Source organism: Chelativorans sp. ZYF759, assembly GCF_012911015.1.
In the GTDB taxonomy this organism is placed as follows: domain Bacteria; phylum Pseudomonadota; class Alphaproteobacteria; order Rhizobiales; family Rhizobiaceae; genus ZYF759.
Genome location: NZ_WVVV01000001.1, coordinates 761,223 through 774,039, shown reverse-complemented (window position 1 = coordinate 774,039; position 12,817 = coordinate 761,223). Strand labels below are relative to the sequence as shown.

At 63.7% G+C, this 12,817-nt stretch carries 14 protein-coding genes; 5 read left to right on the top strand and 9 right to left on the bottom strand.

Annotated features, from left to right (window positions below):
* Position 1: 1 nt before the first annotated feature.
* Genes GRZ55_RS03595 through GRZ55_RS03580 form a run of 4 tightly spaced genes read left to right on the top strand, consistent with a single transcriptional unit; the run spans position 2 to position 4,734 of the window.
* Positions 2-1,360: an MBL fold metallo-hydrolase RNA specificity domain-containing protein gene (locus tag GRZ55_RS03595; protein ID WP_169285482.1), complete on the top strand. Its 1,359-nt coding sequence runs from the start codon at positions 2-4 to the stop codon at positions 1,358-1,360.
* Positions 1,357-2,886: a thymidine phosphorylase family protein gene (locus tag GRZ55_RS03590; RefSeq protein ID WP_169285481.1), complete on the top strand. Its 1,530-nt coding sequence runs from the start codon at positions 1,357-1,359 to the stop codon at positions 2,884-2,886. The genes GRZ55_RS03595 and GRZ55_RS03590 overlap by 4 nt, the downstream gene beginning before the upstream one ends.
* Positions 2,883-3,407, top strand: coding sequence for a cytochrome b (locus GRZ55_RS03585; RefSeq protein WP_256379783.1), 525 nt, complete (start codon positions 2,883-2,885; stop codon positions 3,405-3,407). The genes GRZ55_RS03590 and GRZ55_RS03585 overlap by 4 nt, the downstream gene beginning before the upstream one ends.
* A gap of 43 nt (positions 3,408-3,450) precedes the next feature.
* Positions 3,451-4,734, top strand: a complete 1,284-nt coding sequence (locus GRZ55_RS03580) for an MgtC/SapB family protein (protein ID WP_169285479.1) — start codon at positions 3,451-3,453, stop codon at positions 4,732-4,734.
* A 22-nt stretch (positions 4,735-4,756) separates the two neighbouring features.
* On the opposite strand, the gene GRZ55_RS03575 is transcribed toward GRZ55_RS03580, so the two are convergent.
* The 3 genes from GRZ55_RS03575 to GRZ55_RS03565 are packed head-to-tail and all read right to left on the bottom strand — an operon-like array spanning position 4,757 to position 6,258.
* Positions 4,757-5,470, bottom strand: coding sequence for a hypothetical protein (locus GRZ55_RS03575; protein WP_169285478.1), 714 nt, complete (start codon positions 5,468-5,470; stop codon positions 4,757-4,759).
* Complete coding sequence (locus GRZ55_RS03570; protein ID WP_169285477.1) at positions 5,463-5,786, bottom strand: NAD-binding protein; 324 nt, start codon at positions 5,784-5,786, stop codon at positions 5,463-5,465. Before GRZ55_RS03570 ends, GRZ55_RS03575 begins: the two co-directional genes overlap by 8 nt.
* Positions 5,787-5,835: 49 nt before the next feature.
* On the bottom strand, positions 5,836-6,258 hold the full coding sequence (locus GRZ55_RS03565; RefSeq protein ID WP_169285476.1) for a hypothetical protein: 423 nt from the start codon (positions 6,256-6,258) through the stop codon (positions 5,836-5,838).
* Between the two features lie 147 nt (positions 6,259-6,405).
* Here GRZ55_RS03565 and GRZ55_RS03560 point away from each other — a divergent pair, with 147 nt between their 5' ends.
* Positions 6,406-7,446: a type II glyceraldehyde-3-phosphate dehydrogenase gene (locus GRZ55_RS03560; RefSeq protein ID WP_169285475.1), complete on the top strand. Its 1,041-nt coding sequence runs from the start codon at positions 6,406-6,408 to the stop codon at positions 7,444-7,446.
* A gap of 18 nt (positions 7,447-7,464) precedes the next feature.
* Here the strand turns inward: GRZ55_RS03560 and GRZ55_RS03555 are convergent, their stop codons facing one another.
* The 6 genes from GRZ55_RS03555 to GRZ55_RS03530 form a co-directional block, all read right to left on the bottom strand.
* Entirely contained in the window at positions 7,465-8,142 is a 678-nt protein-coding gene (locus GRZ55_RS03555) for a DUF6629 family protein (RefSeq protein WP_169285474.1), read from the bottom strand.
* Positions 8,143-8,192: 50 nt separating this feature from the next.
* Positions 8,193-9,203, bottom strand: a complete 1,011-nt coding sequence (locus tag GRZ55_RS03550) for a hydroxyacid dehydrogenase (protein ID WP_169285473.1) — start codon at positions 9,201-9,203, stop codon at positions 8,193-8,195.
* Entirely contained in the window at positions 9,200-9,862 is a 663-nt protein-coding gene (locus tag GRZ55_RS03545; protein WP_169285472.1) for a CBS domain-containing protein, read from the bottom strand. Before GRZ55_RS03545 ends, GRZ55_RS03550 begins: the two co-directional genes overlap by 4 nt.
* Positions 9,863-9,879: 17 nt before the next feature.
* The gene (gene glgP, locus GRZ55_RS03540; RefSeq protein WP_368856576.1) at positions 9,880-11,571 is read right to left on the bottom strand and encodes an alpha-glucan family phosphorylase; all 1,692 of its coding nucleotides are present in this window, start codon (positions 11,569-11,571) and stop codon (positions 9,880-9,882) included.
* Between the two features lie 148 nt (positions 11,572-11,719).
* Complete coding sequence (locus tag GRZ55_RS03535; RefSeq protein ID WP_210257189.1) at positions 11,720-11,923, bottom strand: DUF2934 domain-containing protein; 204 nt, start codon at positions 11,921-11,923, stop codon at positions 11,720-11,722.
* A gap of 126 nt (positions 11,924-12,049) precedes the next feature.
* The gene (locus GRZ55_RS03530) at positions 12,050-12,808 is read right to left on the bottom strand and encodes a glutaredoxin (RefSeq protein ID WP_169285470.1); all 759 of its coding nucleotides are present in this window, start codon (positions 12,806-12,808) and stop codon (positions 12,050-12,052) included.
* Positions 12,809-12,817 lie beyond the last annotated feature (9 nt).

Here is a 12,817-nt window from a genome sequence, read left to right as displayed (position 1 = left end):
CATGCTGACGCTCACCTCTCTCGGCGGTGCCGGCACCGTCACCGGCTCTAAACACCTCCTGACCAACGGCGACAGCCGCATCCTGATCGATTGCGGCCTGTTTCAGGGCCTTAAGAACCTGCGCGAGCTGAACTGGGAGCCATTGCCGATCGCTCCGTCGAGCATCGACGCCGTGGTTCTCACCCACGCTCACCTCGACCATTCCGGCTACTTGCCGAAGCTGGTCCGCGACGGCTTCCGAGGCCGCATCTATGCCACGGCCGCGACCCGCGACGTGGCCGAGCTGATCCTGAAAGACAGCGGCTTCCTCAACGAGAAGGACGCCGACTACGCCAATCGCAAGGGCTTTTCGAAGCACAAGCCAGCCCTGCCGCTTTACGGCGTCCGTGACGCCGAGCGCGCGATGGAGTTCTTCTCGATCGTGCCGTTCGACAATCCCGTTCAACTTCCCGGCGGCGCGACCCTGACGTTCCGCCACGCAGGCCACATCCTCGGCGCGGCCAGCGCCGAGATCGAATGGAGCGGCCGCCGCATTGCGTTTTCGGGAGACCTCGGGCGCTACGACGACCCGATGCTTCCCGATCCGAAGCCGATTCCGCAAGCCGATGCGATCGTCATCGAGTCCACCTACGGCAACCGCATCCACGCTCCGGCCGACACGACCGAGGTTCTGGGAGAAGTCGTCGAGCGCACCGTCAAGCGCGGTGGCACCGTCGTCATCCCGGCTTTCGCAGTCGGCCGCGCGCAGTCGCTCCTTTATCACCTCTGGAAGCTGAAATCGGCCGGGCGGCTGTCGAATATCCCCGTCTATCTCGACAGCCCCATGGCTATCGACGCCACCGACCTCCTGCATGCTCACAGCGACGATCATCGCCTCAGCCACGACGAATGCGCCGCGATCTGCAAGATCGCGACCTACACCCGCGACGTCGAAGGCTCGAAGGCCATAACCGCGAGCGCGTGGCCCAAGGTCGTGATTTCCGCCAGCGGCATGGCGACGGGCGGCCGCGTCCTCCATCACCTCAAATCCTTCGCGTCCGATCCGAAGCACACCATCCTCTTCTCCGGCTATCAGGCGGCGGGAACGCGCGGCCGCGCCATGGTCCAGGGCGCGCGGGAAATCAAGATTCATGGTCAATGGGTGCCCGTGCGCGCCGAGGTCGACGACCTATCCATGCTGTCTGCCCATGCGGATGGTAACGAGCTGATGCGCTGGCTCTCCGGTTTCCAGCATGCGCCTTCCCGCGTCTTCATCGTCCATGGCGAGGATGAAGCCGCCGAGGCCCTGCGCGTCCGCATCGACCGCGAGCTGGGCTGGAACGCCACCGTGCCGCGCCAGCAACAGGTGTTCGACCTGTGACCGCACTCCTTTCCCTTCCCGGTCCCGAACAACCGACGCTGCGCGCTCGACGCCTCTTGCTGCACACCCAGCACCAGCCGGTGGTCGTCATGCGCACGGACTGTCACGTCTGCCGCGCCGAGGGCTTGTCCGCGCGCGCCCAGGTTCTCGTCAGCAGCGGAACGGGACAGGTCCAGGCGACGCTGTATCAGGTCGATGGCGACGCCTTGCTCGGTCACGACGAGGTCGGCCTGTCCGAAACTGCCTGGAATCTGCTCGGCGTTGCGGAAGGCGAGTCCCTCCGCGTCACCCATCCGCCGGCGCTGGAATCGCTTGCCAGCGTGCGGCGGCGCATCTACGGCCATCGCCTCGATGCCCACGCGTTTTCGGCGATCGTCGGCGACGTCGTGGCTGGCCGCTACACCGACGTGCATCTCGCCGCCTTCCTGACGGCGAGCGCGGCACTGCCTCTCGACGAGAACGAGACCGCCGATCTGACCGGCGCCATGATCGCGGTCGGCGACAGGATGCAATGGGGCGCCCCGGTCGTCGTCGACAAGCACTGCGTGGGCGGCCTGCCGGGCAATCGCACCACGCCGATCGTCGTGGCGATCGTCGCGGCAAACGGCCTGCTCATGCCCAAGACGTCGTCGCGCGCCATCACCTCGCCGGCCGGCACCGCCGATACGATGGAGACGTTGGCCCCGGTCGATCTCGATCTTGCCACGCTGCGGCGTGTGGTCGAGGCCGAAGGCGGCTGCATCGCCTGGGGTGGCGCCGTTCACCTCAGTCCGGCCGACGACATCTTCGTTCGCGTGGAGCGCGAGCTTGATGTCGATACCGAAGGCCAACTCATCGCTTCGGTGCTCTCAAAGAAGATCTCCGCCGGCTCCACACACGTCGTCATCGATATTCCGGTCGGACCCACGGCAAAAGTCCGAGGCGAGGATACCGCCCACCACCTCGCGGCCCGAATGACAGCGGTGGCATCCCGCTTCGACCTCGCTGCAACCTGCCTCCAGACGGATGGCTCGCAGCCGGTGGGCCGCGGCATCGGTCCGGCGCTCGAAGCGTTCGACGTGCTTGGGGTGCTGCAGGATGCACCAGACGCTCCGGACGATCTGCGCCGCCGTGCCGCTATGCTGGCCGGCGCCGCGCTGGAGATCGGCGGCAAGGCCGGCAAGGGAGAGGGTGTGGCGCTCGCCTTGAGCACGCTGGCCGACGGTCGCGCCTGGAAGAAGTTCGAGGCGATCTGCGAGGCACAGGGCGGGCTGCGCGCGCCGCCGCGCGCCCCCCACATCCATCCTCTTGTCGCTTCCCGTGCCGGGCGCGTCGTTCATGTCAACAACCGCAAGCTAGCCAGGCTCGCCAAGCTCGCCGGCGCGCCGGATGCCAAGGCCGCCGGCATCCACATGGAGGTCCGGCTTGGAGATGAGATCGACCGGGGACAGCCGCTTCTCAACATTCACGCCGAGACACCCGGCGAGTTGGCCTACGCACTCGACTATGCGGCCCAGGCTGGCGACATGATCGAGGTCGAGCCTTGAGATGGCTACCGGACGCAGCACGGCAGCATGCCCGGTTTCGCGCCGGATACAGCGTCCACCAGCGCGCCATGCACTGGACTATCCTCCTGCTTTGCCTGATCCAGGTGCCGACCTCCTGGGCGATCCGGCGCACCCATCTGGCCCATCCAGCCGCTGAGCCGGAGCCGTTCGATCTCTTCCTCCACGAGGTCCATGCGTGGAGCGGCTGGCTCATCCTGGCGCTCGCGCTGGGACAACTCACCCTACGACTTGTCTTCGGTCGTCCGACTTCTCACGATGATGGCTCGCCGCTGGTGCGGTGGGGATCGGTCGCAGCGCATTGGACGCTCTATGGCCTTCTGATCGCCCTGCCGATCACGGGGACGGTCGCGATGTATGTGACCTTCCGCGTCGCTCCGATCCACAGCCTGCTGAGTTGGGCGCTCCTCGTCATCGTCCTGATTCATGTCGCGGCCGCTCTCTGGCATCACTTCTACCGTAGGGATGACGTGTTGCGGCGCATGATCGGCGGGGTGCGATGATCCAGCCCCGGACGCTCGATGCCGGCGACAGACGGCGCGATTGATGGCCAATTTGATCCTCAGTCTCGGACTTGCGCTCGCGATCGGCCTGCTCGTCGGCCTCGAACGCGGCTGGCGCGACCGCGAAACCGACGAGGGAGGACGCACCGCAGGCATCCGGACCTACGGGATTTCCGGGCTACTCGGTGGCGTCGTCGCCGCGCTCGCGATCAGCCTGGACTCCTCCGCAGTGCTGATCGCCGGTCTTCTCGCCTTCACCGCCGTCTTTGCCTGGTATAAGACGCGCGAGGCCCTACGTGACGAGACGTTCAGCGTCACCGGCATCATCGCCGGTCTTGCCGTGTTCATGCTTGGCGCGCTGGCGGTTGCCGGAGACCAACGGGCGGCGGCCGCGGGCGGGGCGGCGCTGGCGGCGCTTCTCGCCAGCCGGGACGCGCTCCACGGCCTTCTGCGAAGATTGTCCTGGGTTGAGCTGCGCTCGGCAATGGTGCTCGCCGTGATGACGGCCATCATCCTGCCGATGCTGCCCGCCCGCGCGATCGATCCCTGGGGCGGCTTCAATCCTTATCAGGTTTGGCTCTTCACGGTTCTGACCGCGGCAATCTCCTTCCTCGGCTACATCGCGGTTCGGCTGTTTGGCACCACCCGAGGCGTTCTTGTCGGAGGGATGGCAGGGGCCGTCGTCTCGTCAACAGCCGTGACCGTTGCTCTTGCTCGCACCGCCGCGGGCGGCGCAAACCCTTGGCCGCTCGCCGGAGCGGCCACCCTGGCTGCCGGCGTATCCGTGTTGCGGGTCACCGGCATCGTCATCATCGTTGCGCCGGCCGTGCTCGGCGTGGCGGGCCTCGCCATCCTCGCCGCCGTCACCGTCTTTGCCGCATGCGGTGTCTTCTTCCTCATGCGGGGCAGGCTCGAGGGCGACGCTTCTCAGGTGCTTCGCAATCCGTTCGACCTGCCGGCGCTCATGGTCTTCGCTCTGTTCTTTGCCATCGTCTCCACGATAAGCGCCGTTCTGGCCATGGGCAGCACAAGCGGGATGGTGGCGACCTCAGCGATCTCGGGCATCTTCGAAGTTGACGTTGCGGTGCTGAGCGCGTTGCGCCTGCTCGGGGACGCCGCACATCTCGAGGCGGTCGGCCACGCCGTTCTTCTCGCGCTCACCACGAACGCACTTGGTCGGCTCGTCGTCGCGGCCGCGACAGGTCCGGTGCGCTTCTGGCTTCCGATCGTCGTCGCAACGCTTCTCGCCGGCGGGGTCGGCTATGCCGCGTTCCTGACGTTGCCCCATTTCGATTGGCCGGGTTCCCCCGGAGTCCTCGGCTCATAAGAAGCGATTGATCCCGGACCGGCTATCGAACGGTGACGGCAACACCGCGAGATGCAAGCTCCGCGAAAACGGCATCGGCATCCATAATCTCGTCGATATGATGCACGCCCGGCTGCGCCTCCATCTCCATTAGCCTGCGGACGACAAGTGCCGCGACACTGGCGGTGATCTCGGCCTCCCGGCGGCCCTCGCATATGATCCCAACCGATCCCGGCCGGCCTCCCACGCGGCCGGAAACCTCCACGGCTAGTACAGCCCTGTCGGAGCCGAATCGCAGGCGCGAAAGGATCGCTGCCATAGCCCTTTGCGCGCCGTGACGACATCGAAGGAGCGGGGCGCCACGGAATGCGAGCTTCGTCAGGACATCGCTGCCCAAGGACAGGAACGTTGTCGCCTCGGAGAGACCGAGCGTCCGACGCACCGCATATTGATCTGAGAAGGGAAACGGATAGGCGATCGAAGCCTTTCGATCGTCGCCAAAGCGGATATAGGCCGGAGTTCGATCAGGCATGTTCGGATCGCTCGCGTTGCTCAGCGTCCAGAGAATGGCCGCCTCGCCATGCGTATCGCCGAGCCCGAGCAGGACGCCGATCCTGGCCGTCTCGGCGTAATCCATCTGCGAGACAGCTTTCTTGACCATCAGGTTGGTCAGTCCGGGCGCGAAGCCGACCGACACGATTGCGCTGCCGTCCGAGGACCGTGCAAGACCGTCAAGCAACTCGACGTTCTCAATCACGGCCTGATTTGCGGAGATGTCGACATATCGCTTCCCCTTTCGACAGGACATGGGCGGCAAAGCTGTTGTCTGGCGCATCGATGCACATGACGACGACGCTGGCCTCGGCAACGGCGGGCTCCCAGGTGTCGCGCGCGGCAATGTCGACGACCGCTGCATCGCATCCCAGTGCCGCGGCCGCCTGCGTCACCTTCTCCCGGTTTCTTCCGGCCAGCCAAACGCCCAGTTCAGGCTTTGCGAGCAGCTCCCGAGCGATCAGCTTTCCGACATGCCCGTATCCGGCGATGACCAGGACTTGTGCTGGAGCATTTCCCATGCTTGCGGCTCAACGTCCTTTGAACGGCTCGATGCCCGATCCCCTTTCGCTACGGACCAGGCTTCCAGAGCAAGAGACCAGCGGCTATCAGCGCTACGATGAACATCGACGCTATGAAGATCAGATAGTCGCCGCTGATCACCACATTGCTGTAGGCAAACCGTCCGAAGGCCACAAGGATACCCGCTGCCGTGCCGTATCGCAGCCACTTGGCGTCCCCTGAAAACGTCGCCACGCCGATTCCGGTAATGACGATCGCAAAGCCGGTGATGAATCCGCCCCAGGTTCGGAAAACGATCCCGAGCCAGTCGAGAAACGGCTGCGGCAACGTAGCCTCGTCGATGCCGGTGAACCGTATGTCCTCGGGAAGCAGTGTGGGACGGATGCCCAGAAAGTAGATGCCGGTTCCGAAGGCCAGCACGCCCAGGATTGTGAGAAGCCCGCCGCTGAGGCGGTTCTGTATCGTTTGCATGTTTGTCTCCAGAAGAATGGGGAACTAACGGGGCATCAACGGCCTCGGTGCTGTTTGCGTCCTTAACCTCGATCAAGGAAGCGACGCCTGCCCGCTGGGACACTCGGCGAGGATCAGTCGAATACCAGTCCGAGGAAGGTCGCCGTCATGAACCAGAGGACCCCAATCCGCGTCGCCATCAACGGCTATGGTGTCATCGGAAAGCGCGTAGCCGATGCCGTTCTCGCGCAGGACGACATGGTGCTGGCCGGCGTGGCCGACATCGTGACGGACTGGCGCCTTCGCCCGCTCGGGCCGAAAGGGATCGCGCTTTATGGCGCTACGCCGGAACACACTAGGTCGATGACCGAGGCCGGCGTGACGGTGACCGGCACGCTGGACGACCTTCTCAAGCAAGCCGACGTCGTCGTGGACTGCACACCCAAGCGCGTTGCCGCTAAGAATGTCGAGACATATCGAGCCCGCGAGATCAAGTTCATCGTTCACGGTGGGGAAAAGCACGACGTGACGGGCCACTCCTTCGTCGCCGAAGTGTCCTTCGACGGCGCGATCGGCCGCTCGTCGACCCGCGTGGTGTCCTGCAACACCACCTCGATCGTGCGGACCCTTACAGCGCTGAAGACGGCCGGCCTTCTGAAACGGGCACGCGGCACGCTTCTGCGGCGCGCCACCGATCCTTGGGAGAGCCATGAGGGCGGCATCATGAACACGCTTGTCCCCGAACCGGACATTCCCAGCCACCAAGGCCCGGATGCCCAAAGCGTCGATCCCGACCTCGACGTCGTCACCATGGCGGTCAAGGTGCCCCAGACGCTCGCGCATCTGCATTACTGGTCCGTTCAGTTGACGCGAGCCGCGACGAAGGACGAGGTGCTCGACGCGTTTCGGACATCGCCTCGCATCGCCCTGATCCGCACCTCCGATGGCCTCACGGCACTCAACACCGTCAAGGAACTCATGGCCGATCTCGGCCGGCCGCATGACAGCCTCTACGAGGTCGCCCTGTGGGACGACATGCTCAAGGTTCAAGGGGACGAACTGTTCTACGCCTATATGGTCGACAATCAGGCGATCGTCATTCCAGACACGATCGACGCCATCCGCGCGCTCGCGGCACCCGCACCGAAGGCTGCGGACTCGATCGCCCGCACCAACGCCGCGTTGGGCATCGGTCGCGGCCTTGTTTGACGCCATCTGGCCGAACGCCTATGCGCTGAGCACAGTCGTTCGACCCGATCGCCTCCACCAGATCAGCGCCAGCAAATAGGTCGAGATCAGCGCGCCGCCAAAGCAGAAGACGGAGATGTAGGCGTAGGAAAAGAACAGGTAGGTGATCACCACGACGCCGCCTGTCAGCAGTCCGAATATCTTTACGGCTCGATCGCGAACCACCAGAAACGGCGCAATGATGACGGCGAGATAGATCCCGTATGTCACCACTCGCGACACGATCGCGTCGAGTAGGTTTATGTCTTCATATCGAACCGCCCAGGCAAGGAACGACGTCGACAGCCATCCCTCATGTGTGAAGTAGGGGACGAATTGAAGGCCGCCCAGCATCGCTCCGGCGATCACAAACAACAGGATGAGGGCGCTTCGGCTGCCGCTCTCCAGGAAGTAGGCCGACATGGGAATCCAGATAGGCCAAACGATCCAGGCGAAGAACATATAGACGAACGAGTATTGCTCGACATGGTCAGTATGCCCATCTGCTCCGGCGTCCCAGACCATCCCTTCGGCCCATTGTTGCAGCCCGAACAGAAGTGGCAGGATCGCGAGCATCAGATAGCGGCGATCTCCGGTCCACGCCAAAACCGTTGCGACGGTGCCGGAAGGGACGAGGATCGCAGCGGCGGCGTAGCTAACCGTGGCGGAGAGACACATGGCGTCCCATCCGGTCGGCTCCCTTGCGGTGACGGGTTCCGGCCGCCACGCTACCTGCCCTCCACGATGTTCGTGGCGTTGCCCGCAGCGAAGGACGTGATGTTCGCCAGGGTCGTGTCGATGATCCGGCGAAGCGCCTGGTCCGTGTTGTAAGCATTGTGTGGCGTGACGAGGACGTTCGGAAACCGCAGCAACACATGGTTCGCTACCAGCGCCTTGAGGTCTGGGGCGTCGAGAGTTCTTTGCTGACGGAATATCTCTGCTTCCTCGCGTATCAGAGGCTCCTGCGGCAAGACATCGAGCCCCGCCGCGCGCAGCTTTCCCTCGACTAAGGCCCGCACGAGCGCCTCGGTGTCGACGACATTTCCACGCGACGTATTGATCAGGATCGCTCCCTCCTTCATCGCAGCGAAGGCCGCATCTCCGATGAGGCCGACAGTTCCGGGCGACGACGGCACGTGAAGGGAAATGACGTCAGACTGCTCCAGCACCTCACTCAGCGAGCCGTAGGAAAACGCCAGCCGAGCGGCTGCCTCCCGGTCCTCACGGCGGTCATGGGCGAGAACGGTCATGCCGAAGCCACTTGCGATCTCGATGGCACGACGCCCAATTCGGCCCGTGCCGATTACGCCCATGACCTTGCCACGAAGCTCGAAGCCTCGCGTCCGCGCCATAGAGAAGCCTCCCCTACGCGTATGGTCGGCGCTCTCGACGATGTTGCGAGCCAGTGCGAGAAGCAACGCGAAAGCATGCTCCGCGACCGTGGAATCGCCGTAGTCGGGGACGTTGGCCACCACGATCCCTCGTCGATCGCAAGCCTCCAGATCGATGTGGTCATACCCTGTCGATCGGGTTGCAACGAATCTGAGAGCAGGCATCTTCTCGAGCACATCGGCATCGATCCGCGACGCGATGAAGGGACTAACCACCTCCGCGTCGGCGAAATCGCCTGCCGTCGACCTGGTGAGCGCTTGGCGCGTGCAACGCACCTCGTGCGCGGGACGCAGGCCAGCGCACGCTGCCTCCTCCCAGTCCTCAGCCTCGAACACCGCGATCTTCATTCCTCGCTCTCGATCTCCAGATGGTCCTCGAACCCTGGTCCAGCGACGCTCTCAACGATCAGTCGAATGGCATCCCGCTCGGCCGGCGATCGCACCGTGCCGGTGACACGAACTCGGCCTGCGGCAACATCGATCTCAGGTTGCCGGCTCAAATAGACGATGGCGTCTTGAAGGCGCGCCACGATCGCACGGCGAGCCGCTTCGTCCCCCTTGACTTCTAAGTCAGGTTTTCCGGCCGAGACGATCTTGAGCAGGTCAGCCCGCCCGACCACGCCTACGAGCCGGCCGTTCCGCAACACTGGCAGTCGCTTGATCCGATGCACACGCAGCATCGTCGCGATCTGTTGGACAGAAGTGCCTTCCTCGATCGTGATCACTTCCGGAGACATGACGTCACCCACTTTCCAGCTCCGGGTTCTGACGTAGTCGCGCGCCAAATCTTGGGCCCACTCTGCCCTGTCGCCAATCGGGCCCGCCGTCCCAAGCTCGGACCTCCGCAGCAGGTCGCCCTCGGTGATGATGCCGACCAACCCTCCGGTGCCGTCCACGACTGGGAGGCCGCTGACGCCTTTCGCGAGCATGATGCGGGCCGCATGCCAAACGCTATGGTCCGGGCTCACCGTCGTCAGGTTCCTCGTCATCAGCTCCTTCGCCTGCATTGGATGGCCTGGTTCCTCTAGCGGGCATATGCCTCGGTGACGTATCGGCTCATCATGCGGTGGCTGTTGAACAAGGGAGCAATCTTGCTGATCGCCTGCTTCATCATCCACACCCACCTCGATCGATCGCGGTAGTAGAGCGGCAGGACCACGTCCTCCAATTTCGCATAGAGTGCCGAACCATCGCCTGTGCCGGGCGGTGATCCTTCGATCGACCAGCCCGTCACCCCGTCGACACAGCCTTCCAGCCACCATCCATCGAGCACGCTGAGGTTCAGGACGCCGTTCAACGCCGCTTTCATGCCGCTCGTGCCAGACGCTTCGAGAGGAGGCAGTGGCGTATTGAGCCAGATGTCGCAGCCCGCGACGAGGGCGGCAGAGAGCTGCATGTCATAACCCGGAAGGAAGACCATCTCGATGATACCATCGAGACGTCGAATGTGACGGTGGAACGCAGCGATCGCCTCAGCGCCGCCCTTGTCATCAGGATGTGCGAGCCCCGCCAAGACGAGCTGAAAAGGGTGCTCTCCCGCGATCGTGATCAACCGTTCGATGTCGGAAAAGATCAGTTCGGGCCGCTTGTAGGCGGTCATGCGGCGCGCGTAACCGATTAATGGGCGATCGTCGCGAAGGTGCGTGCCGCTCGCTGCGGCTATGTGCGCAATAAGCTCCGCCTTTGCACTTTGATGAGCGGTCCAGACCGATGCGTCGTCCATCTGGTCGGCAAAGGCCAGCATCTCCGGCTCATGGGCCCAGTTGGGATACCGGCTGGCGTGAAGGTCGGCGAAAGCTCTGTGCGTCCATGTGTGGACATGCACCCCATTGGTGATCGAGCTGATCTCATAACCGGGGAACATCTTGCGCGCGGTTTCGGCATGACGCCGCGCGACGCCGTTCACATAGCCGCTGAGGTTGAGCGCAAGTTGAGTCATGTTCAGACGCGCCGGGCCGGCCAATGCCTTGAGCGTTTCGAGTTCGACGTAGTCGCCAAGGGTGTCACGCACAAGGTCGTAGTCGAACCTGTCGAAGCCGGCATCGACGGGCGTATGGGTCGTGAAGACGCAGCGTCGACGGACTGCGCCGGTATCATATCGCAGCGAAGACGATGATTGATCGCCGTCGCGTAGTGCTGCCTCCCGCAAGAGCGGCAAAGTCAACAGCGCAGCGTGGCCCTCGTTAAGGTGGAATTTCTCGATCTCGAAACCCAGCGCCCGGAGGATAAGCTGGCCGCCGATTCCCAGGACGATCTCTTGCTTCAGGCGATACGCGTCGTCACCGCCGTAAAGAACATCGGTGATGCGCCTGTCTGCCGGCTCATTTTCTTGCAGGTCGGTATCGAGCAACAGGACCGGGATCGCGTGGCCAAGCGGGCATTCAACACGATAGAGCCAAGGCCGAATCCACACGTCCCGTCCGGCAATCCGCACGGCGACCATGTTCGGGAGAGGTTCTGCCCAGTCCGCAGGCGACCAAGGATCGGGTCGGTTTGCCTGCGCGCCGTCGGACGAGATCTCCTGATGGACATAGCCCTGCTTGCTCAGCAGAGTTACGAAGACCATCGGCAGGTCCAGATCGGCGGCGGTTCGGGCGGTATCGCCGGCCAGAACGCCCAGCCCGCCGCTGTAGGTGTGGACCTCCGGCCGCAGCGCGATCTCCATTGAGAAATAGGCGATCCGTGCACGGCGCACGGAGCGCTCGAAGAAGTTCACTTGGCATCCCCGATTCGATCTGGTTCGCGCGCTGACTTATGAGCGGCCGCGCACGCCTCATCGTGTGCCGGCCACTCGTCGACGGGAACAAGTTCCCCTTCAGCCGAAGAATTGAAAGCGGCGAAGTTCTCGGCGTGGGCCGCACGTCTCAGGTCTTTTTCTTGGAACCCGCACTCTCCACTGCTTCCAGCTCAGGTGCTGCTTCTCCTGCGGCAATCTCCGACTCGGCACGCAGCCAATGGTCGAGTTCGCAGCCGGTTGGGCAGCCTTCGTCCTCCCAAATCTGGTAGGCCCGTTGCTCGATTCTGACGTGGACCAGCTCGCCTGTCGGTGCAGTTTCAGTCTCTGACATTGCCATCGCTCCATTGTAGGGCACTGCGGGACGCCCACAGGATTGCCGCGGAGCGACGAGCGATCGTTGATGCAGGTTAAAGATCGAAAAACTGAGTATTTCGGGCGCGTCGCCGTATGTTCCCAACTACATCCAGCCCATGCGCAGCGGCATCCAGATCGCCATGGCGATCATGATGAGGTTTTCGGTCAGCGACACGAAGCCGAGCGGCACATTGCTGTTGCCGCCGACGCATGCGCATTTGAGCTTGCGCCCGTCGATATAGACCGCCTTGAACACCGAGACCGCTCCAACCGTGCCGATGAACAGCGCGACCGGCGAGGCGATCCACAGGAGCGCTCCCGCCAGCATCAGCACGCCCGCCAGCGTCTCGCCGAAGGGATAGAAATACGCGTAGGGCACGTAGCGCCGGCCGAGCAGGTCGTAGTTCAGGAACATGGTGGAGAAGCTCTCAACGTCCTGAAGCTTCTGGATTCCAAGCAGGCACATGGCGATGGCGATGAAGAACTCGATCGCATGGAAGTCGAAGATCGTGCCGAACGCGACCCAGCTCACCGCGAGGCCCATCAGGAAGGCCACGCCGAACAGCGCGATCACCGGCTGGTAGGTCGTCTCGTCCTTGCCGCGCAGAGGCTTCCCGAAATGCGCGCGGGTGTCGTCGTAGCCGCCGATCCGCTCGCCGCCGACGAAGACCTGCGGTGTGGTCTTCACATCATGCTCGGCCATGAAGCGGTCGGCCTCGGCCCGCGAGGTGAGCAGGTGGTCCTCGACAGCAAACCCTTGCCGTTCGAGAAAGGCTTTCGTCTTCAGCCCGTAGGGGCACAGATGGTCCGGGGTCGAAAGGCGATAGAGCGTCGCCGTCTTTCCGGCCGTGAGGGATGTCATCTCATCCTC

Bases quoted from the DNA above. Each gene is read 5' to 3' on its own strand.
- GRZ55_RS03595 (WP_169285482.1), top strand. From the start codon at position 2: ATGCTGACGCTCACCTCTCTCGGCGGTGCCGGCACCGTCACCGGCTCT.
- GRZ55_RS03580 (WP_169285479.1), top strand. From the start codon at position 3,451: ATGGCCAATTTGATCCTCAGTCTCGGACTTGCGCTCGCGATCGGCCTG.
- GRZ55_RS03570 (WP_169285477.1), bottom strand. From the start codon at position 5,786: ATGGGAAATGCTCCAGCACAAGTCCTGGTCATCGCCGGATACGGGCAT.
- GRZ55_RS03565 (WP_169285476.1), bottom strand. From the start codon at position 6,258: ATGCAAACGATACAGAACCGCCTCAGCGGCGGGCTTCTCACAATCCTG.
- GRZ55_RS03560 (WP_169285475.1), top strand. From the start codon at position 6,406: ATGAACCAGAGGACCCCAATCCGCGTCGCCATCAACGGCTATGGTGTC.
- GRZ55_RS03555 (WP_169285474.1), bottom strand. From the start codon at position 8,142: ATGTGTCTCTCCGCCACGGTTAGCTACGCCGCCGCTGCGATCCTCGTC.
- GRZ55_RS03550 (WP_169285473.1), bottom strand. From the start codon at position 9,203: ATGAAGATCGCGGTGTTCGAGGCTGAGGACTGGGAGGAGGCAGCGTGC.
- GRZ55_RS03545 (WP_169285472.1), bottom strand. From the start codon at position 9,862: ATGCAGGCGAAGGAGCTGATGACGAGGAACCTGACGACGGTGAGCCCG.
- GRZ55_RS03535 (WP_210257189.1), bottom strand. From the start codon at position 11,923: ATGTCAGAGACTGAAACTGCACCGACAGGCGAGCTGGTCCACGTCAGA.
- GRZ55_RS03530 (WP_169285470.1), bottom strand. From the start codon at position 12,808: ATGACATCCCTCACGGCCGGAAAGACGGCGACGCTCTATCGCCTTTCG.